Below are 21423 nucleotides of genomic sequence, written 5' to 3'. Positions count from 1 at the left end.
GACCGCCCGAAACGATTGGGAACGCCATGACACCGCGTATGTCTCTGAAAACGATGTTCGGCACCGCCGCTGCAGTCGGGTCCACCACCCTGTTGCTGTTCAGCAGCGCCGTAGCGAACGCCGATCCGGCACCGCTGCCGATCGACGCGGTGCAGGCGCCCGGGCTGCCGGCTATGGAGAACCTGAGCCCGATCATCCAGCAGGCCGCAGCCGATCCCGGGGGCGCCGTGCAGCTGCTGATGGCGGCCGCGCAGGCGTTCTCTGCCAACAAATCGGAATCGGCTGAATCCCGCAACGTCGCGACAGCGGTCAACCATTTCGCGGCACAACCCGTCGCCGCACCCGAGCATGTTCCTGCTCTGGGCGCCGGCGGCGACGCTCACCTGCCGATGGGTGTCGACCCGGCCCACGCGGCCGGGCCGGCCCCTGAGGCACTGCCGGCTCCGGCTCCCGAAGCCGCACCTGCCCCGGCACCCGCTCCGGCGGCGGCTGCGGCACCGGCGCCCGAAGCGGCACCCGCGCCCGCGGCTGTTCCGGCGGCAGCCACGATCCCCGCCCCCGAAGCGGTGCCTGCCCCGGCGCCGACGCCACCGCCTCCGGGCTTCGGGCCTGACACGCCGACGACGCAGGACTTCATGTACCCGTCGATCAGCAACGGTTGCCTCAAGGACGGCGGAAACGTTCTGGCGACGGCGATCTCGGTTGCCGGCCCGGCCACGATCCCGCTGCCCGGCCCGAAACCCGGCCAGACCGCGTACGTGTTCACCGCAATCGGCACCCCGGGCCCGGCCGCCGAGCAGAAGTTGCCGCTGAACGCCACGTGGGTGAACCTGACGACCGGCAAGTCCGGCAGCGTGACACTTCAGCCTCGCCCGGACCTCAACCCCGAAGGACCGACCACGCTGACCGCGATCGCCGACACGGGCTCCGGCAGCATCATGACCACGGTCTTCGGACAGGTCACGACCACCGAGAAGCAGTGCCAGTTCATGCCCACCATCGGATCCACGGTGGTGCCCTGACCACACCATATGAATGGGGAAACGAAATTCCCGGTCGCTTGCCTCATGGCTGGCGACCGGGAATTTTGTGTGGGCTGTCTTAAGTCTGGGGGCCTGCGTAGGCCGTCGATCAGTAAGCCATGAAGAGGATCATTTCCCGGTCGTACTCGCGCCCGGGGTGCTGCTGGGCCAGATGCGCCTGAGCCTTCTCGACCAGGTCGTCTTCGTCGGTACCGCTGATCGCTTCGCCGCACGGGCAGTTCAGATGTGTCTTCGCCATATCTTCACCATCGCATATGTCGCCCACCGGTATCCGCCGACTGTGCGTACAGATCCCGATTCCGCGCCGACACGCGATCTGCGTGCACGGTCGCCGTCCTGAACCTCAGCCTTTGGCGGCCTTGGCTTCCTTCGCGGCAGCCTTCATCTGCTTCTTGTGCGTGCGCACCTTCTGCAACGACCCGGGGTCGACCACGTCGGCCACCGACATGAAGCTGCCGGCAGTGCCGTAGTCCCCCGCGGCCTCCCTCCAGCCCGTCGGCGTCACGCCGTACTGCTTGCCCAACAGCGCCAAGAAGATCCGGGCCTTCTGGTCACCGAACCCGGGCAGCCGCTTGAGCCGGCGCAGCACCTCTTTGCCGTCGGGGTCGCCCCCGGTCCACAGCGCCGTCACGTCACCGTCGTACTCGTCGACGATGGCCCGCGCGAGGTCCTGCACCCGCTTGCCCATCGACCCCGGAAACCGGTGGATGGCAGGGGTTTGCGATACCAGCGCGATGAATTTGTCCGGGTTGTAGTCGGCGATTTCCCGGGCGTCGACGTCACCGAGACGGTCCGCGATCTTCTTGGGCCCGGCGAACGCGGTCTCCATCGGAATCTGCTGATCCAACAACATCCCGACCAGGAGCGCGAACGGGTTGGACTCCAGCAGGGCGTCGGCCTCCGGGTCTTGGACTAGCTGCAGCTTTCCCACGTCGCCAGTCTAGGACTAGACACGTTTTTGACGTTTGTGTCGGTGGAGTGTGCGAATGTGTACGCGTTAACCGGTGGATATGCCCATAGGAGTTGGACATGAGACGTGTGATTGCGCCTCTTTTCGCAGCCTTCGTGACCGCGATTGCGCTGGCCGCCACGGCCAACGCCATCCCCGACCAGGGCACCCCGGCATTCGATGACTACATGCAGGGCCTGGAGCGCAACGGATTCCACCTGAATCCCGATACCGCGTGGCGCGTCGCTCACCAGGCATGTATGGGCGGCGTACCGGGATACATCGGTTTGGAGCTGGCCGCGCAAGGCGTTTTCGGCCCCGGTTCGGAGCAGCGGGTGTACGACGTGGCCAGAAAGTACGCTTGCCCCGTTCAATAGGCGGTTTAGAGTTGGCCGCACGATGTCCGGCGAGGTTGCAGTCGCGCTGGCCCTGGCGCTGATCTTGGCGGCGGTCGCCGCCGTGGTCGTGGTGCGCACCCGACGGGTGGTGGCCACCCCCACCGAACGCGCCGTCCATGCCGCACTGCACACCGCGGCGCAGGCCGCCCGTGCGTTGCGGCAGGGCCTGGACACCGAATCCGCTCACACCGCGGCGCCCTATCTGCGCGAGCTGACCGGCACCCCGGGGCTTGCCCTGTTCGACGACGATGCGGCACTGCTGGCCCGTGACCACGAGGACCCGGCCATCTGGCAGTCCGGGACCGTCGAGGCCTGTGCCGACACCGCACGGGAATCGATCAGTGCTGGTCGCCGGGTACTGCACACCGAACGGTCGACAGCTGTCGTGGCACAGCCGCTGCTGACCGAGGGCGGCGAGGTACTCGGCGCCCTGGTGGTGCTGGCCCCGGCCAGCCCAGGGCCGGGCATGCTCGGCGCGGTCGGCGAGGTGGCCCGCTACGCCGCCAGCCAGATCGAGCTGGCCGAGCTCGACGCGTCGCGTGCCCGTCTGGATCGGGCCGAGGTGCTGGCACTACGCGCACAGATCAGCCCGCACTTCATCTACAACGCGCTCAACACGATTGCCTCGTTCGTCCGCACCGATCCGGACCGGGCCCGCGAACTGATCCTGGAGTTCGCCGATTTCACCCGCTACTCGTTCCGCGCGGCCGGGCAGTACACGACGCTGGCCGACGAGCTGCGCAACATCGACCGCTATCTGACCTTGGAGCGGGCCCGGTTCGGCACCAATCTGAAGGTACGGCTGCAGGTGGCCCCCGAGGTGCTCAATGTCGTGGTGCCGTTCCTGGCGCTGCAACCCCTGGTGGAAAACGCCGTCCGGCACGGGCTGGCCGGCAACGGCGGCGGATCGGTGGAGATCGTCGCCCGCGATGCGGGCACCGAATGCGTCATCACCGTCGAAGACGACGGCGCAGGCATGGATCCCGACACGCTGCGCGCCGGCCCAGGTGACGCACTGGCCGACCGCACCGGTGAATCCGCCCATGTCGGGCTGACGAATGTGGACCATCGGCTGCGCGCGGCATTCGGCAACGATTACGGTCTTGTGGTCGAGACAGCGGTCGGTGCGGGCACCAAAGTGGTGATGCGCGTGCCGAAGTTCCGCTCAGGGGTCCGAGCCGGCGGAGGTGCGTTGGGGTGAGCTCCCACCTGACCGTGCTCGCCGTCGACGACGAGGCACCCGCCCTCGACGAGCTCGCCTATCTGCTGGGCCGGCACCCCGACATCGGCGCGGTGCACACTGCGTCCGACGCCACCTCGGCACTGCGCGAACTCAATCAGCACACGATCGACGCGGTGTTCCTCGACATCAACATGCCCGGTCTGTCCGGCATCGAATTGGCCGGTGTGCTGGCCAATTACACGAACCGGCCCGCCGTGGTGTTCGTGACGGCCCACGAGGACAAGGCGGTGGCGGCCTTCGATGTGGGCGCCGTCGACTATCTGCTCAAACCGATCCGGCAGAACCGCTTGGACGAGGCCGTGCGCCGCGTTGCCGCCGGGGTTCCCGCCGCGCCGCCCGCCCGGGCCACGGCGGACCAGCCCGAGGACCAGGATTGGAATGTGGTCCCCGCCGAACTGGGCGGCATCACCCACCTGGTGCCCCGCGACAGTATCGGCTGGGTCGAAGCCGAGGGTGACTACGCGCGGCTGCATTCGGCCACCGGCGCCCACCTGGTGCGAATCCCGTTGAGCACCTTGGAGACCCGCTGGCGCGACCACGGGTTCCAGCGCATCCATCGGTCGTACCTGGTATCACTGCGGGAGGTCACCGGGCTGCGTACGGCCGACGGCGCGGTACTGGTGCGGTTGCGCGCCAACGGAACTTCTCCCGCCGTGGAACTTCCGGTGAGCCGGCGGCAGGCCCGTGAACTGCGTGACCGGCTGGTCCGCGATCCGATGCGTTCCCTCAAACCGGCGGGCAACGATGAGTGAGCGTCCTGGGCCCGCCGGGCGGCCTGCCGCCGGGCCCTCTGGGCGGCCCGCCGCCGGGCCCTCTGGGCGGCCCGCCGCCGAACGCCAGCGGGTGGTGCTGGCCCACCGCCGCGGCACCCGGATGGTCCGCACCCGTATCGAGGTGGCCGAACAGACACAGGTGGGCGACGCACTGGTACGCGGCCTGGTGCGCACCCAGTTGGGCCTCGCATTGCGGCTGACCGCCGTGGTGATCACGGTCGTGGTCGCACTCGTACTGCTCAATGCCGCCGTACCGGATCTCGCCGCGCTCACTGTGTTCGGGATCCGGCTCAACTGGCTGATCCTGGCCGGGCTGCTCTACCCGCTGTTGTACGGCGTGGGACGGCTGTACGTGCGGCTGGCCGAGCAAGGCGAGCGGGATTTCGTCCGGGTCGTCGACAGCGAACCATGAGCGGCGCACCGCTGACTGCCGCCGCCCTGTTGGCCTCGGTCGTGGCCACCATCGCCATCGGCTCCTACGGCGTCCGCTTGTCGCGCACCACCTCCGACTTCCTGGTGGCCTCGCGCAGCGTCGGCCCGCAGTGGAATGCCGCCGCGATCTCCGGCGAATACCTGTCCGCTGCCTCATTTCTCGGGGTGGCCGGGCTGATCGCGAAGTACGGCGCCGACGCTCTGTGGTACCCGGTCGGTTTCACCGCGGGCTATCTGGGCGTGCTGTTGTTCGTGGCCGCACCGCTACGGCGTTCGGGTGCCTATACCGTGCCCGACTTCGCCGAGTTCCGGCTCGGCTCGGCCCGCCTGCGCAAGGTGGCCATGCTCGTTGTCGTGGTGATCTGCCTGTTCTATCTGGCCCCCCAGTATCAGGGAGCCGGGCTCGCACTGAAAACGCTTCTGGGCGTTCCGGTCTGGATCGGTCCGCTGCTGGTCGCCGCGATCGTCATCACCAATGTGGTGGCCGGCGGCATGCGGTCGATCACGTTCGTGCAGGCATTCCAGTACTGGCTCAAGCTGACCGCCATCGCAGTCCCGGCCCTGGCGCTCCTCGGGTTGTTCATCGGTGACCGCGGCGAATTGGGCGGTCCGCTGCCACCCACCGTGCAACAGCAGACCACCGTGCAGATCGACACCGCCGTCATGGTCCAGGTGGTCGAACCGGCCGGCATCACCGTGTCCGGCGATCTGGACGGCCGCCACGTCGAGTCCGCCAGGATCAACGCGCCCGGACAACACACCCTCGGTGCGGGCACCACGCTGACGCTGGAGGCCGGCGCCGCCACGCCCGTCGTGGCCGGCACCCCGGGCACCGGCAGTGAGTGGATCGCCTCGGGCGGAGGCCTGGGCGGCGGACATCCGCTCTACCAGGTGTTGTCGATCATCGTCGCGACGTTCCTGGGCACGATGGGCCTGCCGCATGTGCTGGTCCGCTTCTACACCAACCCCGACGGTCGGGCCGCCCGGCGCACCGCGCTCGCGGTGGTGGCATTGCTGTCGGTGTTCTACTTCTTCCCGATCCCCGGTTGTACGTACCGCAGCTGCTCATCACCGGAACTGCCGACGCTGCAGTCCTTTTGGCGCCGGGCGCCGCCGTCGGCGGGATCGGCGGCCAACTACTGGCGGCACTCGTGGCCGCCGGGGCGATCGCGGCCTTCCTGGCCACCTCCTCGGGCCTGCTGATCAGCATCGCCGGCGCCCTGGCCACCGATGTGCTGCGCGGCCGGGTGCGCGATTTCCGGATCGCCGCGGTGGTCGGCGGGCTGATCCCGATTCCGTTGTCACTGATGGTGTCCGGGCTCGAGTTGTCCCGCAGTGTCGGATTGGCCTTCGCCGTCGCGGCGTCCACGCTGTGCCCGTTGCTGGTGCTCGGGATCTGGTGGCGCGGCCTGACGGCGATCGGCGCGGCCTGCGGGCTCGTGGTGGGCGGGTGTGTGTGCGGCGGCGCGGTGCTCGTGGCGATCAGCGGCGGAATCGACGACGGAGTGCTCGGCGGATGGCCCGCGGTGATGGTGGGCTACCCGGCGGCGGTCAGCGTGCCGGTCGCGTTCCTCACGATGATCGTCGTCAGCCTGTTCACCCGGCCTACCCCCGGCGTCGCGCAGATCTTCGCGCGCATGCACGTGCCGGAGCGCCTCGGCTTGGGCGTCGAACGGGTGCCCGCGGGCTGATCGGCCTGCCGCTCAGCCTCCCCGACCGACCGTTCAGCGCAGCGTCCACCGAATTCGGCGTATCGACCGCGATACCCGTCGCATGTGACCCAGCTCTCAATTAGGTTCTCCGCTATCCCACAGTCAACTGTCAGGAGTCCTCGGGTGACCGAAACAGACCTTCCCGAGAGGGTTGCCCCCACCGGGGAGCAGTTCCTCGCCATGCAGGCAAGTCCTGAATTCCAGGAACTGCGTACCCGCTTGCGCCGCTTCGTCTTTCCGATGACCGCGTTCTTCCTGATCTGGTACGCCCTCTACGTCGCGCTGGGTGCGTTCGCCCACGACTTCATGGCCATCCGGGTGTTCGGCAACGTCAATGTCGGCCTGCTGATCGGGCTGGGCCAGTTCCTCACCACATTCCTGATCACCGGACTGTATGTGCGCTTCGCGAACCGGGAACTCGACCCGCGCGCCACCGCCATCCGCGAAGAGCTGGAAGGCACCCGATGACCATCACGACACTCGCCGCAGAGACCGTCGGCAACCCTGCCGCCAACATCGGCATCTTCAGCCTCTTCGTCGTCGTCACGATGATCGTGGTGATCAAGGCCAGCAAGCGCAACGCCACCGCCGACGAGTTCTTCACGGGCGGCCGCGGCTTCTCCGGCCCCCAGAATGGCATCGCCATCGCCGGTGATTACCTGTCGGCGGCCAGCTTCCTGGGTATCGCCGGCGCCATCGCGGTCTACGGCTACGACGGCTTCCTCTACTCCATCGGCTTCCTGGTGGCCTGGTTGGTAGCCCTGCTGCTGGTGGCCGAATTGCTGCGCAACACCGGCAAATTCACCATGGCCGACGTGCTGAGCTTCCGGCTCAAGCAGCGGCCGGTTCGCCTGGCCGCGGCCATCTCGACGCTGACGGTGTCGCTGTTCTACCTGCTGGCTCAGATGGCCGGGGCCGGCGGCCTGGTCGCCCTGCTGCTCGACGTCAACAGCCGGGCCGGCCAATCGATCGTGATCGCCGTCGTCGGCATCCTGATGATCGTCTACGTCCTGGTCGGCGGCATGAAGGGCACCACCTGGGTGCAGATCATCAAAGCCGTATTACTGATCGCCGGCGCGGCGCTGATGACCGTGATGGTGCTGAGCAAGTTCGGGCTGAACTTCTCCGAGATCCTCGGCTCGGCGCAATCGGCCATCTCCGAGGCCACCACCAAGGGCGTCTCGAGCCGCGACGTGCTGGCACCGGGCGCGCAGTACGGCGGATCGCTCACTTCGCAGATCAACTTCATCTCACTGGCGCTGGCGCTGGTGCTCGGCACCGCGGGCCTGCCGCATGTGCTGATGCGCTTCTACACCGTGCCGACCGCGAAAGAGGCGCGGCGGTCGGTGGTTTGGGCGATCGCGCTGATCGGCGCCTTCTATCTGTTCACCTTGGTGCTCGGGTATGGCGCAGCCGCCCTGGTCGGCCCGGACCGGATCCTCGGAGCGGCCGGCGGCGTGAACTCCGCGGCCCCGCTGCTGGCGTTCGAACTCGGCGGGGTGATCCTGCTCGGGGTCATTTCCGCGGTGGCGTTCGCGACCATCCTCGCGGTGGTGGCCGGCCTGACCATCACGGCGTCGGCCTCGTTCGCGCACGACGTGTACGCCTCGGTCTTGCGCAACCGCCACGGAAAAAGCCCAGCGACCGAGGACGAGCAGGTGCGGGTCTCACGGATCACCGCGGTCGTCCTGGGCGTGTTCGCGATCGGCCTGGGCATCCTGGCCAACGGTCAGAACGTGGCGTTCCTGGTGGCGTTGGCCTTCGCGGTGGCAGCTGCGGCCAACCTGCCGACGATTGTGTACTCGCTCTACTGGAAGCGGTTCAACACCCGCGGCGCCCTGTGGAGCATGTACGGCGGGCTGATTTCGACCATCGTGCTGATCGTGTTCTCCCCCGCCGTATCGGGCAGCAAGACCGCGATGATCCCGGGAGCGGACTTCGATTTCTTCCCCCTGGCCAACCCGGGCATCGTGTCCATCCCACTGGCCTTCGCGCTCGGCATCATCGGCACACTCACATCCTCGGACACCGGCGACCCGGAGCTCAACGCCGAGATGGAGGTCCGATCACTGACGGGAGTGGGCGCCGAGAGGGCGGTCAGCCACTAGCTCTACTACTCCGCCGAAACGGCATTCCGGCAGAGGAACTGCGAGTAGCAGCCTGCCGGAATGCTGTTTCGGCGGAAGTTGAGTGGTTCTACCTAGGGACTACGCGGCTGCTGGGCCATAGCGTTTCTGCCATGACCGTTGCTGCTGACCCAGCTGCCGAGAAAGCCCCCGCGAAGGGGCTGTTCCCGTCCCCCGCCGAGGTCGAGGCCCGGACCCCCGTTGAGCGGGACCGGGCCATCGATGTCATCCGGATCGTCTCGCTGGTCGGTGTGGTGTTCGGCCACACCGTGATGGCGACGAGCACGATCCGCGACGACGTGTTCATCTGGAGCAACCTGCTCACCGCATCTGTCGTCTTTCAGGCGCTGACCTGGGTGTTCCAGATCATGCCGTTGTTCTTCTTCGCCGGCGTGGCCGCGTCGGTGCAGCCCTGGCAGCCGGGCTCGTCCTGGGGCGGGTGGCTGCTGCGACGCTGCACCCGGCTGTACCGCCCGGTGTTCTACTACCTCGCCTTCTGGACCGTCACCCTGGCCGTGCTGCGGTTCGTCCTGCCGGAGCATGTCTATGAACCCATCGCCGGCATCTCCATCCAGCTGCTGTGGTTCCTGGGCGCCTATGTCCTGGTGTTGGCGGCGGTGCCGCTGCTGGCCCGCATCACCACGACCGCGCAGATGGCCGGCGCGGTCATCGGGACTTACGCATTCATCGCCGCGATCGACGTAATCCGGATCAATATGGACGGCTACGCCTCGCTGGGCTACCTCAACACCGTGGTGTGGTTGATCCCCGGCGTGTTCGGTGTCGCCTACCGTCGCCACCTGCTGTCGAGCGCCGCCGCGCTCAAGATCGGCGTCGGCATGCTCGCCGTCAACCTGGGACTGCTGTACTTCGGACCCTACGAGCTGAGCCTGGTCGGCATCGAGACCCAGCACCTGAAGAACATGACGCCGCCGTCACTGCTGCTGGCCGGTCACGCAATCATGATGTGCGCGTTCGCGATTGCCGCAGCCCCTGCCATCAACCGGTGGGCGCAGCGGCCGCGGGTGTGGTGGCTCACCGCGATCGGCAACTCCGGTGCGATGACCCTGTACCTGTGGCACATGCCGCTCCTGCTGGGCCTGCACCTGGTGTTCGACTACCTGGGCCTGGACCGCTACGACCCGTCCGCGCCCGGATTCCTGGCCCTGTCGGTGCTGCAGTTGGCGATCATGGCCGTCCTGGTCGCGGTGGCGTTCGTCGCGCTGCGACCGCTGGAGAACTCACCGCTGCCGCTCTGGGACGGCGGCACGGTGAGCGGCACCGGGATCCGCAGCGCCGCGGTGGGCTGGCTGCTGTGCCTGGCCGGGGCGGCCACACTGACCTCGGTCGCGTGGGGTCTGAAGGATCAGGGCGTGTACTGCGTGGCCGTCATGGTGGCGGCACTCGTCGCAGCTCGCTGGTTGGCGTCCGCGCGGCGAATCACTGCTCAATACTGAGTGCGATCCGCCGCGCAGATGAGCCTTGGTCTAGCCGCTCTTACGACGGAATTCGCGCCGGTTCTCCACCGGGCCGTGGGCCCGCGGTTGCTTACGTCCGCCGTCCGCGTGCGATGCACCTCCCGCCGACTGCGCCTTCTTACGTTCCAGCGCCTCCCGGAATTTGCGCTTGTTGTCGTCTTCGGGAGTGTCGTCAGCCATACGCCGCAGCGTAGCCCCACTCCGATGCCATAGTCACGCGTATTACCGGCGGCCCGGCGGCATCCCGTATACGTGGGTGATCGGCAGGGTCAACAACACCCGGCGATCCTCGACCATGGCACGCCGGTAATCGTCCCAGTCCGGATGCTCTCCGGCGATGTTGCGGTACAAGGCAATAAGCCCCTCGACCGTCTCGTCGTCGGGCGCCGCGGCAGGCGGCGTGAGAATCGCATCACCCTCGGCTACCGCATACGACCAGCCGTCGTCGGAGCTGACGTGGATGGAAGCCCGCGGATCACGTCGCAGGTTCCGGGTCTTGGCCCGGGGCTCGGTGATGGACACCTGGATCTGCACTGCCCGCGGGTCGAAGTAGTAGGAGACATTCGACAGCTGCGGACGACCGTCCTGTTTGATCGTCGCGAGAACTCCCATCGAGTTGCCGCCGATCAAGGCCAAAAGCTTGTCGTCGAAAACCTGGCGCCCCATGTGACGAGCCTACGTCTTTACCATCGGTTCGATGAGCCTGATTGACGGCAACACCCTCGACGGTGTCTCGGCGACCTCGTTGTGGACCCTGAGCAACCGCGGACTCGAAGCCAGACGGTCCGACGGCGTGATCCGCGACCCGTGGGCGGTGGCCCTGCGCGACTCGATCGACTACGACTACCGCAAGTTCGGCAGGCCCACCCAGGCCCATGCCCTACGGGCCCGCGCATTCGACATCGAGACCCGCGACTACCTGTCGACGCACCCGAAGGCCGCGGTGGTAGCACTTGCCGAGGGCTTGCAGACCAGTTTCTGGCGCCTCGATCAGGCCGGGCTGGCAGACGAATTGACCTGGTATTCAGTCGATCTACCGCCCGTCATCGCGATCCGCGACAAACTGTTGCCCCATGATGACCGCATCGTGTCCCTGGCCTCGTCGGCGCTCGACCGCACTTGGATGGACCGGGTCGACACACGCGACGGCGTGTTCATCACCGCTGAGGGCCTGCTGATGTACCTGGAACCCGCTGACGTGCGCACCCTGATCGCCGACTGCGCGGCACGGTTTCCCGGCGGGCGGATGATGTTCGACTCGCTTCCGCATTGGGTGAGCAGGCGCACCCTGAAGGGTCTGCGCCTGTCCAACCGCTACATCGCGCCGCCCATGCCGTTCGCGCTGACCGCCGACGAGGGCCTGGCGATGGCGGGGACGGGACCGGGAGCCATCGCCGGGGTGAGATCTGCCCGTGACGTACCCCTGCAGGCCGGCCGCGGCCTGTTCAAGCTGGCCGCCGAGCCGTGGCTGGACCGGATCGGCGTGATCCACCGCATCCGACCTTCCATCACGGTGCTGGACTTCTGACCCGCAGCGTCGAGAAAGAGACCACTGTGCTGACTCCAGGACTGCATGGCAGGCGGTATCGGTGCGCGCTGATCCTGCTCACCGCCCTGTTCGTCGTCGGTCTCACGCCGTCGTGCGCGACGGAAGCGAACCCGGAATCGAAGACGGAAAAGCGGTCCGCACAAGTCGCGGTGGTTCCCGAGGCACTCACCCTGCACGACGTGACCGTCTCCCGCTTCCACTATCTGTCCGACGCACATCCCGCCGGCCGGTACCCCGACCAGAACTGGGCCGACCTGTACCTGCCTGCCGGCGCGCATGCGTTCAACTCGGTCCCGCTGGTGGTGCTCATCCACGGCGGCGGATGGCAGAGCACGATGGGCGCGGGGGTGTTCGCCGGATTGGCCCGCGAGCTCACCAGCCGCGGCATGGCCGTCTACAACATCGAGTACCGCAGGTTGGGATCGGGCGGTGGGTGGCCGACCACTTTCGACGACGTGGCGCACGCCATGGACTACATCGCCGAGATGGCGCTGCAGTATCCGCAGTTGGCCATTGACGACGCACTCGTCGTCGGCCACAGTGCGGGAGCTCAGCTGGCAGTCTGGGCCGGCACCCGGCAGGACCTGCGCGGTGATGAGGTCGGATCCCGGCCTCGCTTCCGGCCGACCAGGGTCATCTCGCTGGCCGGTCCGCTCGACATGGTCTACGCCGCCAACCACGGCGACAAGCGCATCGTCGCGGTGCTCGGCGGCCGCCCGGCAGAGGTACCGCAGCGGTACGCCTCGGTCGATCCGATCCAGAACCTCGACCCGGTGGTGCCGGTGATCGCGGTGCACGGAACCCTCGACACTGTTGTGGCACCGGCCAATTCGCAGCGCTATGTCGCGGCGCTCAAGAAGCGTGGTGGCCGGGCAAGCGTCGAATTGCTCCCGGGTGAGAACCACACGTCGATCGTGTCGACGCGCTCCCCCAGCTTCCAACGGGTGCTGCACCTCATCACCGCCACCGCGAAGGCCGATCTGAACCAGCTGCCGGTGAAGTGACTGATTAGGCTGAAGCCGTGACCCGCTACATCGCGTTCCTGCGCGGCATCAACGTGGGAGGCGTCAATCTCAAGATGGCCGACGTGAAGAAAGCCATGGAGGCGTCTGGGTTCACCGGGGTTCGGACGATTCTGGCAAGCGGAAATGTCTTGCTGGACAGCACTTCCGATGCTGCAAAGGTCCGCACTACGGCCGAGTCTGCACTGCGCGACACGTTCGGCTACGAGGCGTGGGTATTGGTGTACAACATGCCCGCCCTGCAGAAGATCTCCGCCGGTTATCCGTTCGAGCGGGAGGTCCCCGACCACCACTCCTACGTCACCTTCGTGAGCGACGCAGACTTGCTCGACGAGCTCGCGGCCCTGACCCCGGGCGACGACGAAAAGATCCGGCGCGGGGACGGGGTGCTCTACTGGCAGGTGCCTCGAGCCGCGACACTCGACAGCGCCATCGGCAAGACAATGGGCAAGAAGCGCTACAAATCCTGCACGACCACCAGAAACCTGCGCACCCTGGACAAAGTGCTGCGCTGAGGCCTCACCCGCACGCTCTTCGCATCCATCCCAATCCCGCACTGGTGCCGGCGGCGGGACGGTACTCACAACCCACCCAGCCCTCGTAACCGGTCTCATCGATGACCGCGAGCAGGTAGTCGATCGCCAGCTCGCCGCTGTCCGGTTCGTGCCGATCGGGGACTCCGGCAATCTGCACGTGCCCGACACGGCCGGTCGGAATGTCCGAGCGCAGCCGGACCGTCACATCGCCCTCGGTGATCTGGCAGTGGTACAGGTCCAGTTGCACCTTGAGATTCGGTGCCCCGATCTCGCCCACGATCTGGTGCGCCTCGTCCTGCCGGCTCAGCAGGTAGCCGGGCATGTCGCGCTGGTTGATCGGCTCGATCAGCACGTCGACACCGCGACCCGCGGCCTGATCGACGGCCCAGGTGAGGTTGCCGCGGTACACCGCCAGCCGCTCCTCACGGTGGGCACCCGGCGGAACGAGGCCGGCCATCACGTGTACCCGCGCGCAATTCAGCACTTCGGCGTATCCGAGTGCGCGGGCGAACCCGTCGCGGAACTCGGCCTCGCGGCCGGGCAGCGAGGCAATACCGCGTTCCCCTGCCTCGAAATCACCGGGAGGAGCGTTGAACAAGGCCTGACGCAGGCCGCCGGCATCGAGGCGACCGCGCAGTTGCTCGGCCGGGTACTCGTACGGGAAGAGGAATTCCACCGCGGTGAACTCATCGGTCGCCGCGGCGGCGAACCGGTCGAGAAAGGCGTGTTCGGTGTACATCATGGAGAGATTGGCCGCAAAGCGTGGCACGGCAGACTCCTTCCGGCTGAGCCGATCAGCGGTTGACGACATCTTTGCGCGTGCGGTCGACGGCGTTGGCACCGGCCGACAGAACGCGGGTACATTCGCGCCCATGACGGGAACCCCAGGCAAGGTGAGCGGCAGCGCGCTCACCGGTGTCTCCGAGACGGCACTGCTGACCCTGCAGGTGCGTGCGCACGAGGCGCGGCGCCCGGACGGCCTGATCGACGATCCGATGGCAGTGCAACTGGTGGATTCGATCGATTTCGATTTCGCCAAGTTCGGCTACACCCGCCGCCAGGACATGGCGCTCCGGTCGCTGCTGTTCGACCGGACCACCGGCGACTACCTTCGTGAACATCCGCAGGCCACCGTGGTGGCGCTCGCCGAGGGGCTGCAGACCAGCTTCTACCGCTTGGACGCCGCCGGCCTGGGCCATGATTTTCGTTGGTTGTCAGTCGATTTGGAGCCCATGATCGAGCTCCGCAACAAGCTGCTGCCAAAGCCGGACCGCGTCACGCAGTGCGCCCAGTCGGCACTGGACTTCAGCTGGATGGACCACGTCGACACCAGCCACGGAGTGTTCATCACCGCCGAAGGCCTGCTGATGTACCTGCAGCCCGAGGAATCCATGTCGCTGATCCGTGCCTGCGCGCAACGCTTTCCAGGTGGCCAGATGATGTTCGACCTGCCGCCGGCGTTCTTCGCCTTCCTCACCCGCAAGGGGTTGCCGACCTCGATGCGCTACCGCGTGCCCCCGATGCCGTTCAGCTTGACGCCCACAGAGTTCGCCGACCTGGCCAACACCGTCCCCGGGGTGCGGACGGTACGCGATCTGCCGATGCCGTCCGGCCGCGGCGTGATTCTCAACGCCATACTGCAGACACAACACCTGCCGATCTTCGACCCCGTCCGCCCGGTGATGGGTCTGTTGGAATTCGGCTGACGCCTACTGCGCCCACACGTCCTCGACGTAACGATCTGAACTGACCAGATCGGCCAGCCAGCGCACCGCGGCGTCTTCGTCAGCGCCGCTGTTACGGCGGTAGATATCGCGGAATGCCCCGCGCACCGCGGGAGCCATCCGGGCACCGTCGCCACAGACGTACACGTGGGCGTCCATATCCGGGTCTCCCAGCATCGTCCAGACTTCGTCGGCGTCGGCGATGATCCGGTCCTGCACGTACCGGACCTCGTCTTCGGGCCGCCGCGAGAACGCCGGGCGCATCCGCAACACGCCGGCCTGTTCGGCCGACTCGATCTCGTCGCGGAACAGATAGTCGACATCCGGGTGACGTACCCCGAAGAAACACAATGCCGACGTGAACGGTTCGCCCGCGGCCTGCGCCGCCAGCCGGTCCCCGATGAATCCCCGGAACGGGGCGACCCCGGTTCCGGCGGCGACCAGGATGACGTTCTTCGCGGGCTCGGCGCCGGCCCGAAATGCTCGGCGCGCGCTGTCCACTCGCATCCGGATCTGTTGTCCCGGTACGGCTTCGGCGAGGTAACTCGACGACACGCCACGGAACACACCGTAGCCGGAACGGGCCTGTCCCTCGAGCACGCTGACCACCAGTTCGACCTCACGCGGCACCCGGCGGGCCGAGGAAGCGATCGAGTAGTGCCGGGGCGCCATCGGCTCGAACAGCTCCAGCAGTTGGGCCCGCGACAGTTCGGTCGCCGGGAATTCAGCCAGACATTCGGTGACGCACATGGCACGGGTCTCGTGATGCTCGGCGAGTTCGGTCAAGGCCGACCGTTCCGGCGGGCACGGATTGGCTGCCGCCAGGCGCAGCAGCTGACTGCGGCTGGCCGGCTTGCGGAGTTCGACGAAATGGGTGAGCAGCTCACGCACGCTGACTTCACGGTCGACGGCGATGGCACGGCGGGTGCTGCGCCGCGGATTGATCGAGATCCGGCGGTCGAGCCGCAATTCCAGCAATGCGGCGACCTCGTCCACGGCCTCGGGGCTGTTGTCGGGCAGGACCGTGAGGTGATCGCCGGTCTGGTATTCGAGTTCGTCGGGAAGCGCTATCCGGATCAGCCGCTTGGCATTTCCCATGTCGCGGTCGTCGACCAATGCCACGTTCTCGAGCACGGTGGCCGGCTGCACCTCGAAACGCGCATCGATCGCCGACGTCACCGGCCCGTCGATGGCACGCAGTGCGTACAGGGGCTCACCATCGGTGCCCTCGGCGGCCACCGCCGCGCCGCCGGTGGGAGCGAGGGCTTCCCACAGCGTTGCGGAGAAGTCTTCGACGGTCCCGGCGAAATCGCCCGAAGTGTCCGCCTCGCCACGCGGAATGAGCGGTGGGCCAACCAGTTCCGACAGCCGCTGATCGATATGCTTCGGAATGGTCTGGTACGTTTCGGCCCAGTTCCGGTCGCCGACCCCGAGGATCGCATACGGAATCACCGGCTGCGGTTTGGTCTCGGGATCGTCCAGCCATTCGACGAATTGCCGTGCGTCGTCCGTAGGTTGCCCGTTGTACGATGCGGCGACCACCACCAGCGCCCCCTCGCCGGGCAGTGCTCCCGCCGCTGTGTCAAGGGCGGCCACGGTGGTCTGATAACCCAGATCGGTGGCCTCGTCCGCCAGCTGCTGCGCCAGCGATCGGCAGTTGCCGAGGTTGGAGCCGTGCAGCACGGTCACTTTCGCACCGGGCGCGGCGACTGCGCGCGGCCTCGGCGTCGACGATTCCGCAACGGGACCGGCGACGTGCCGGCGGTCCTGCGGTGTCCGCCGCACCAATTGCAGGTGGAATCCGACCGGCTTGCGCAGGAGATCGCTGTGAGTGCGCAACTGGTAGTGGTCGACGTCCAGGAAGCGATACCGGTGCACCAGGGTGGCCAGCGCCATGGTCGCCTCGTGCAAGGCGAACTGACGGCCGATACAGGACCGGGCACCGGTGCCGAAAGGCTTGAACAGGTTGACCGGACGCCCGGCGGCCCGCTCGGCGCCGAACCGGTCCGGGTCGAACAACTCGACGTTGTCCCCCCACTCGGGCTGCCGGTGCAGCGCCGAGGTCATCACCGTGACGACCTCACCCTTGCGCACCGGATACCGGCCGCCGATGACGGTGTCCGCCAATGCCATCCGGTCGAATTCCCGGACCGGCGGGGACAGCCGCAACGTCTCGTCGACGATCTGACGGATGTAGGTGAGCTTGCCGATCTCGTCGAACGCGGGCACATGATCGTCGTCCGTCCCGAACAATCCATCCACCTCGAGGCAGGCCCGGTGCAGCACCGCGGGATCCTTGACGATGCTGTACAAAGCCGTCGGCATCAGGGTCGAGGTGGTGTCCTGCCCGGCGATCAGGAATGTCAGGATCTGGTTGCGGGCGCTGTCGTGATCGAGGCGCGGTGCACCGTCGGCGCCCGGTTCGAGCATCAGAGCGAGCAGATCGTCCAGATCGACCGCGCCCGCGCGATGCCCGGCGATCAACTCGTCGATGAAGGCGAACAGCTTGTCGCGTTCGACGGCGAAGACCGCCCGGTCGCCACCGCCCGGGGTGATGATCTGTGCCAGCGCGGACGCGAAGCTGGACGGGATGTCGGCCAGCCCGTCCTGGTGATAAGAGTCGAACCGCGCCCCGAATCCGGCCAGACCCACGGTGTCCATGGCCAGCTTCGCCAGATCGCCCGCGACATCAACCAACCGCGGCCCGACCGCTCCGGCGGTTTCATCCCACAGCGCGATGAGCTGACGGTTGATATCGAGCATGGCCGGGTGGTAGCTGCGCAGACCGCTGAAGCTGAAACCGGGCATCAGGACGTCATGTGCCTGCTGCCAACCATTTTCACCGGGATACGAGGTGAACAGACCGTTGCCGACCAAGGTCCGGAAGCGGTCCAGCCGGTCGGTGATGCCCTTTTCGAACCGTGTCTCGTCACAGAGTTCGTCGATCAACGCCAGCGAGCACGCATACAGCCGCCGGCTGCCGGTGAAGTCCGCGTAGAACAGGGGCCCGTACTGTTCGGCCAGCACGTCTGCCGGGAGCGCGTAGGGCCGACCGGGAACGGGCCCGGGTGGCAGTTCCGCGCCGACGGCGGAGGACACGCCGGCGATGTCCGGTGGCAGCGCCGGTGAGAACGTATCCATGGGCGTGAGCTTAGCCACGGGACGTGAGCTGTCCCTGAGAATCAGCCTCAGGGAACGAGTTGGGCTGCCGGGTCGGCAAGGGCCGTACGCCGGGATCCGAACCGCAGCGCGGAGTCTACGACGGGCCCGTTACGCAGGGTCTCGGCGTCCACGGTGTAGTTCATCGTCATCTGCCACGGTCCGTCGACGCCCTGGCGGGGAATCTCGTCGATCGCACGCTGGACGTACCCGGCACCGAATTCCAGTAGCGGTCGGGTCTGACCGCCGGTGAACTCCGGTTGCACGGCGTCAAAACCGTTGGCGTCCATGTGCTTCAACAGTCGGCAGAAATGCTCGCAGAGTAACCCGACTTTGAGCGTCCACGACGAGTTGGTGTAACCGAAGGCGAAGGCGAAGTTCGGCACGCCCGAGAGCATGATGCCCTTGTAGGCGACGGTGTCGGCGAGGTCTACCGGTTGGCCATCTATGGTCAGCGACATTCCGCCGAACAGCTGAATGTTGAGACCCGTTGCGGTGACGATGATGTCGGCATCGAGTTCCCGCCCCGATTCCAACAGGATTCCGGTCTCGGTGAACGTGGCGATGCGGTCGGTGACCACCGAGGCGCTGCCATTGCTGATGGCCTTGAACAGGTCGCCGTCGGGCACCGCGCACAGTCGCTGGTCCCACGGGTTGTAGCGGGGCGCGAAGTGCTCGTCGACGGGGTATCCGTCGGGCAACTTGCTGGCGTTGATCTTCTGGATCACCCAGCGAGCGGCGGTCGGGTACTTCTGGCACAGCGTGTAGACGGAGCGCTGCTTGATGACGTTCTTGCGCCGGGCCGCCGCATAGCCCAGGCGATCGCCCAGCAACCGCCTGGCGGTGTTGGCGAAGGCGTCCTTGGCCGGGACGGGGAGCACGTAGGTGGGTGAGCGTTGCAGCATGGTCACGTGCTCGGCGGTCGGCGCCATCGACGGCACCAGCGTCACCGCGGTGGCACCACTACCGATGACGACGACCTTCTTGCCGGTGTAGTCGAGGTCCTCGGGCCAGTGCTGGGGGTGCACGATCCGCCCGGTGAACCGGTCCTGACCTTCGAAGTGCGGGGTGTAGCCCTGGTCGTAGCGGTAGTAGCCACCACCGCAGAACAGCCAGTTCGCCGAGATCTGCACGAGTTCTGGATCCGCGCCGTCGCTGTCGGTCCGCTCGATGTCAACGGTCCAGGTGGCCGTCGCGGAATTCCAGGCCGCGCCGAGCACCTTGTGGTGGAACCGGATGTGGCTGCCGATGCCGTTTTCGGAGACGGTCTCGTGCAGGTAGGCCAGGATCTTGTCGGCCGTGGCGATGGCATGCTCGTCGCGCCACGGCTTGAACTCGTAGCCGAAGGTATGCAGGTCGGAGTCCGACCGGATTCCGGGGTAGCGGAACAGGTCCCAGGTGCCACCTGCGGCGCCGCGGGCCTCCAGGATCGTGTAGCTGCGCTCCGGGTGCTCGCGCTGCAGGTAGTAGGCGGCACCGATGCCGGAAATACCGGCGCCGATGATGAGTACGTCGACGTGATCGGTGTGGGTCATGTCTCAATGGTGGCGGTCAGACCACCGTCACCCAAGGTCGGAAGTGCCAATTATCGCGCTTGTGGTGGTGCACTTTGCACCACCGCTCTACCCTGGGGTGATGGTGTGGCAGCCTCCTTCACCGCGGGTGCAGGACCTGATCCGGCAATGCGCGCAGACTGTCCTCAACCCCCGCCCGGAATGGCTCGACGAATTCGACGCCGCAGTACTTGCCGCCAGTCCGACGATCGCGTCCGACCCCGAGCTCGCCGCCGCAGTCGTGCGCAGCAACCATGCCAACCTGTTCTTCTGGGGCACGGCGAATGTGCGCGATCCGGGCGCGCCGGTACCGCCGAACACCGGACCGGAGCCGCTGAGCATCGCGCGAGAGCTGGTGCGGCGCGGCGTCAGCGGGTTTCCACTCGATGCCTACCGGGTCGGCGAGGGCGTGGCGTGGCGTCGCCTCATGGAGATCGCCTTCGAGCTCACGTCCGACCCGGCCGAACTGCACGAGATGTTGGACGTGTGCTCACAGTCCATCAGCGCGTTCGTCGACGCCACGCTGGCCGGGATCGCCACCCAGATCGACCTGGAACGCGACGACCTGACCCGCGGCACCCACGCCGAGCGGCGCGAGACCGTCGCACTACTGCTCGAGGGCGCACCGATCCCCCGGCAGCGTGCAGAGGCGCGCCTGGGCCATGCGCTGACCGGGACCCATACCGCGGCGGTGATCTGGAGCGAAGACTCCGCGGGCGACCTGTCCGGGTTGGACCGGGCCGCCGAGGCGTTCGGCGGCGACTGCGGTGATCCGCGGCCGTTGAGCGTGCTGGCCAGCACCGCCACCCGCTGGGTGTGGGCGGCGGGTAGCGCCGACATCCGGGACGGCTACCAGGCGCTGATCCGCGCCGCCGGGGACCTGGACGGTGTCCGGATCGCCATCGGTCCGACAGCCGACGGTCTGGATGGGTTCCGGCGCAGCCACTTCGATGCGATCACCACACAGCAGATGATGGCCCGGCTGCACTCCACACAGCAGATCGCGCGGTTCGCCGACGTCGAGCTGGTCGCCCTGACCACCGCTGACCCCGATCGCGCCGCCGAGTTCGTCAACCGCAACCTTGGCGGCCTAGAGACCGCCGACCCTGAATTGCAGGAAACCGTACGGGTATTCGTCAACGAACAGTGCAACGCCTCGCGCGCCGCGGCGCGGCTGTATCTGCATCGCAATACGCTGCTGCGCCGACTGGCCCGCGCCGACGAACTCCTGCCGCGCCCGCTTGCCGAAAACAGCGTCGCGGTGGCCGTCGCACTCGATGTGCTCCGCTGGCACGGCAACCGGACCGGGTGATCCGGCGCCCGATCAATCGAATGCATCGGCCGAGCCGATCAATCGAATGCGGTGTCCAGATAACGCAGCGCATCGGCTTTGCCGATCCCCAACGCATGGGCGGCCTCGGCGAACGAATGCGCGGCGGCGGCCATCGCGGCATCGGCCGGATCGGCCCGTGCGACGAATGTGCCGTACCGCCCCCGGGTCTCCAACACCCCCGCCGACTCCAACTCCCGATACGCCCTGGCCACGGTGTTCACTGCAAGCCCCACCTTGCCTGCCAGTTCACGCACCGTAGGCAGCCGGGTACCCGGCGTCAGGTGCCCCTGGCGAATGCCCTCGATAATCTGGATCCTGAGTTGATCGAACAACGGTTTATCCCCGCTCGAATCAATCAGAACCCAATCCCCCAACTCGACCACATCCTCAGTA

21 protein-coding genes and 1 pseudogene are annotated in these 21423 nt (G+C 67.1%); 14 read left to right on the top strand and 8 right to left on the bottom strand.

The genetic code is table 11. From position 1 onward, the window contains the following. Window positions 1-38 precede the first annotated feature (38 nt). Entirely contained in the window at window positions 39-1022 is a 984-nt protein-coding gene (locus ACZY08_RS20080; protein WP_463746368.1) for an Rv1157c family protein, read from the top strand. A 109-nt stretch (window positions 1023-1131) separates the two neighbouring features. Here the strand turns inward: ACZY08_RS20080 and ACZY08_RS20075 are convergent, their stop codons facing one another. Continuing rightward, entirely contained in the window at window positions 1132-1281 is a 150-nt protein-coding gene (locus ACZY08_RS20075) for a DUF1059 domain-containing protein (RefSeq protein WP_003882209.1), read from the bottom strand. Between the two features lie 105 nt (window positions 1282-1386). Then, on the bottom strand, window positions 1387-1974 hold the full coding sequence (locus tag ACZY08_RS20070; protein ID WP_463746367.1) for an HhH-GPD-type base excision DNA repair protein: 588 nt from the start codon (window positions 1972-1974) through the stop codon (window positions 1387-1389). A 98-nt stretch (window positions 1975-2072) separates the two neighbouring features. Here ACZY08_RS20070 and ACZY08_RS20065 point away from each other — a divergent pair, with 98 nt between their 5' ends. The 8 genes and pseudogenes from ACZY08_RS20065 to ACZY08_RS20030 all read left to right on the top strand — a co-directional run bounded on the left by ACZY08_RS20065 (window position 2073) and on the right by ACZY08_RS20030 (window position 10133). Continuing rightward, complete coding sequence (locus ACZY08_RS20065; RefSeq protein ID WP_463746366.1) at window positions 2073-2369, top strand: DUF732 domain-containing protein; 297 nt, start codon at window positions 2073-2075, stop codon at window positions 2367-2369. 22 nt (window positions 2370-2391) lie between these two features. Further along, complete coding sequence (locus ACZY08_RS20060) at window positions 2392-3591, top strand: sensor histidine kinase (RefSeq protein WP_463746365.1); 1200 nt, start codon at window positions 2392-2394, stop codon at window positions 3589-3591. Beyond that, window positions 3588-4385 (top strand): LytR/AlgR family response regulator transcription factor, encoded by a 798-nt coding sequence (locus ACZY08_RS20055; RefSeq protein ID WP_463746364.1) that lies wholly within the window; start codon window positions 3588-3590, stop codon window positions 4383-4385. The genes ACZY08_RS20060 and ACZY08_RS20055 overlap by 4 nt, the downstream gene beginning before the upstream one ends. A 121-nt stretch (window positions 4386-4506) precedes the next feature. Next, on the top strand, window positions 4507-4818 hold the full coding sequence (locus ACZY08_RS20050; protein ID WP_463746573.1) for a hypothetical protein: 312 nt from the start codon (window positions 4507-4509) through the stop codon (window positions 4816-4818). Further along, window positions 4815-6529 (top strand): annotated as a pseudogene (locus ACZY08_RS20045) (sodium/solute symporter). The gene ACZY08_RS20050 and the pseudogene ACZY08_RS20045 overlap by 4 nt, the downstream one beginning before the upstream one ends. Before the next feature lie 144 nt (window positions 6530-6673). After that, complete coding sequence (locus ACZY08_RS20040) at window positions 6674-7018, top strand: DUF485 domain-containing protein (protein ID WP_463746363.1); 345 nt, start codon at window positions 6674-6676, stop codon at window positions 7016-7018. Then, complete coding sequence (locus ACZY08_RS20035) at window positions 7015-8658, top strand: solute symporter family protein (RefSeq protein ID WP_463746362.1); 1644 nt, start codon at window positions 7015-7017, stop codon at window positions 8656-8658. Before ACZY08_RS20040 ends, ACZY08_RS20035 begins: the two co-directional genes overlap by 4 nt. A 131-nt stretch (window positions 8659-8789) precedes the next feature. Continuing rightward, the gene (locus ACZY08_RS20030; protein WP_463746361.1) at window positions 8790-10133 is read left to right on the top strand and encodes an acyltransferase family protein; all 1344 of its coding nucleotides are present in this window, start codon (window positions 8790-8792) and stop codon (window positions 10131-10133) included. Window positions 10134-10163: 30 nt separating this feature from the next. On the opposite strand, the gene ACZY08_RS20025 is transcribed toward ACZY08_RS20030, so the two are convergent. Together ACZY08_RS20025 and ACZY08_RS20020 are read right to left on the bottom strand one after the other, a co-directional pair. Continuing rightward, window positions 10164-10334: a DUF5302 domain-containing protein gene (locus ACZY08_RS20025; RefSeq protein WP_463746360.1), complete on the bottom strand. Its 171-nt coding sequence runs from the start codon at window positions 10332-10334 to the stop codon at window positions 10164-10166. Between the two features lie 42 nt (window positions 10335-10376). Then, entirely contained in the window at window positions 10377-10820 is a 444-nt protein-coding gene (locus tag ACZY08_RS20020) for a PPOX class F420-dependent oxidoreductase (RefSeq protein WP_463746359.1), read from the bottom strand. Between the two features lie 31 nt (window positions 10821-10851). Here ACZY08_RS20020 and ACZY08_RS20015 point away from each other — a divergent pair, with 31 nt between their 5' ends. From ACZY08_RS20015 to ACZY08_RS20005, 3 genes are all read left to right on the top strand, one after another. Then, a complete protein-coding gene (locus tag ACZY08_RS20015) occupies window positions 10852-11682 on the top strand; it encodes a class I SAM-dependent methyltransferase (protein WP_463746358.1) in 831 nt (276 codons plus the stop codon). Window positions 11683-11750: 68 nt separating this feature from the next. Continuing rightward, window positions 11751-12707 (top strand): alpha/beta hydrolase family protein, encoded by a 957-nt coding sequence (locus ACZY08_RS20010; protein ID WP_463746572.1) that lies wholly within the window; start codon window positions 11751-11753, stop codon window positions 12705-12707. Between the two features lie 17 nt (window positions 12708-12724). Next, complete coding sequence (locus ACZY08_RS20005; RefSeq protein WP_463746357.1) at window positions 12725-13240, top strand: DUF1697 domain-containing protein; 516 nt, start codon at window positions 12725-12727, stop codon at window positions 13238-13240. Window positions 13241-13244: 4 nt separating this feature from the next. On the opposite strand, the gene otnI is transcribed toward ACZY08_RS20005, so the two are convergent. Further along, window positions 13245-14030, bottom strand: a complete 786-nt coding sequence (gene otnI / locus ACZY08_RS20000) for a 2-oxo-tetronate isomerase (protein WP_463746356.1) — start codon at window positions 14028-14030, stop codon at window positions 13245-13247. Window positions 14031-14133: 103 nt separating this feature from the next. Between otnI and ACZY08_RS19995 the strand changes: the two genes are divergently transcribed. Further along, on the top strand, window positions 14134-14967 hold the full coding sequence (locus tag ACZY08_RS19995) for a class I SAM-dependent methyltransferase (RefSeq protein WP_463746355.1): 834 nt from the start codon (window positions 14134-14136) through the stop codon (window positions 14965-14967). A 3-nt stretch (window positions 14968-14970) separates the two neighbouring features. On the opposite strand, the gene ACZY08_RS19990 is transcribed toward ACZY08_RS19995, so the two are convergent. After that, window positions 14971-18126 (bottom strand): bifunctional cytochrome P450/NADPH--P450 reductase, encoded by a 3156-nt coding sequence (locus ACZY08_RS19990; protein ID WP_463746354.1) that lies wholly within the window; start codon window positions 18124-18126, stop codon window positions 14971-14973. Window positions 18127-18173: 47 nt separating this feature from the next. After that, on the bottom strand, window positions 18174-19679 hold the full coding sequence (locus ACZY08_RS19985) for a flavin-containing monooxygenase (protein WP_463746353.1): 1506 nt from the start codon (window positions 19677-19679) through the stop codon (window positions 18174-18176). A gap of 100 nt (window positions 19680-19779) precedes the next feature. On the opposite strand from ACZY08_RS19985, the gene ACZY08_RS19980 reads away from it, so the two are divergent. Beyond that, window positions 19780-21009 carry an Rv1453 family transcriptional regulator gene (locus ACZY08_RS19980; RefSeq protein ID WP_463746352.1) on the top strand — a complete coding sequence of 410 codons (1230 nt, stop codon included), beginning with the start codon at window positions 19780-19782 and terminating at the stop codon, window positions 21007-21009. 38 nt (window positions 21010-21047) lie between these two features. Here ACZY08_RS19980 and ACZY08_RS19975 read toward each other — a convergent pair whose 3' ends face one another. Beyond that, window positions 21048-21413: a GntR family transcriptional regulator gene (locus tag ACZY08_RS19975; RefSeq protein ID WP_463746571.1), complete on the bottom strand. Its 366-nt coding sequence runs from the start codon at window positions 21411-21413 to the stop codon at window positions 21048-21050. Between the last annotated feature and the right edge of the window lie 10 nt (window positions 21414-21423).

The organism is Mycobacterium sp. IDUB_9 (assembly GCF_055419505.1).
Note: the sequence above shows the minus strand (reverse complement) of the source record. Positions and strands in the feature narration are given on the sequence as shown.

Coding starts and splice junctions, on each gene's coding strand:
- ACZY08_RS20020 (WP_463746359.1), bottom strand. CDS start 10,820: ATGGGGCGCCAGGTTTTCGACGACAAGCTTTTGGCCTTGATCGGCGGC.
- ACZY08_RS19995 (WP_463746355.1), top strand. CDS start 14,134: ATGACGGGAACCCCAGGCAAGGTGAGCGGCAGCGCGCTCACCGGTGTC.
- ACZY08_RS20065 (WP_463746366.1), top strand. CDS start 2,073: ATGAGACGTGTGATTGCGCCTCTTTTCGCAGCCTTCGTGACCGCGATT.
- ACZY08_RS19990 (WP_463746354.1), bottom strand. CDS start 18,126: ATGGATACGTTCTCACCGGCGCTGCCACCGGACATCGCCGGCGTGTCC.
- ACZY08_RS20075 (WP_003882209.1), bottom strand. CDS start 1,281: ATGGCGAAGACACATCTGAACTGCCCGTGCGGCGAAGCGATCAGCGGT.
- ACZY08_RS20060 (WP_463746365.1), top strand. CDS start 2,392: ATGTCCGGCGAGGTTGCAGTCGCGCTGGCCCTGGCGCTGATCTTGGCG.
- ACZY08_RS19985 (WP_463746353.1), bottom strand. CDS start 19,679: ATGACCCACACCGATCACGTCGACGTACTCATCATCGGCGCCGGTATT.
- ACZY08_RS20035 (WP_463746362.1), top strand. CDS start 7,015: ATGACCATCACGACACTCGCCGCAGAGACCGTCGGCAACCCTGCCGCC.
- ACZY08_RS20025 (WP_463746360.1), bottom strand. CDS start 10,334: ATGGCTGACGACACTCCCGAAGACGACAACAAGCGCAAATTCCGGGAG.
- ACZY08_RS20050 (WP_463746573.1), top strand. CDS start 4,507: ATGGTCCGCACCCGTATCGAGGTGGCCGAACAGACACAGGTGGGCGAC.
- ACZY08_RS20030 (WP_463746361.1), top strand. CDS start 8,790: ATGACCGTTGCTGCTGACCCAGCTGCCGAGAAAGCCCCCGCGAAGGGG.
- ACZY08_RS20080 (WP_463746368.1), top strand. CDS start 39: ATGTCTCTGAAAACGATGTTCGGCACCGCCGCTGCAGTCGGGTCCACC.
- ACZY08_RS19980 (WP_463746352.1), top strand. CDS start 19,780: ATGGTGTGGCAGCCTCCTTCACCGCGGGTGCAGGACCTGATCCGGCAA.
- ACZY08_RS20015 (WP_463746358.1), top strand. CDS start 10,852: ATGAGCCTGATTGACGGCAACACCCTCGACGGTGTCTCGGCGACCTCG.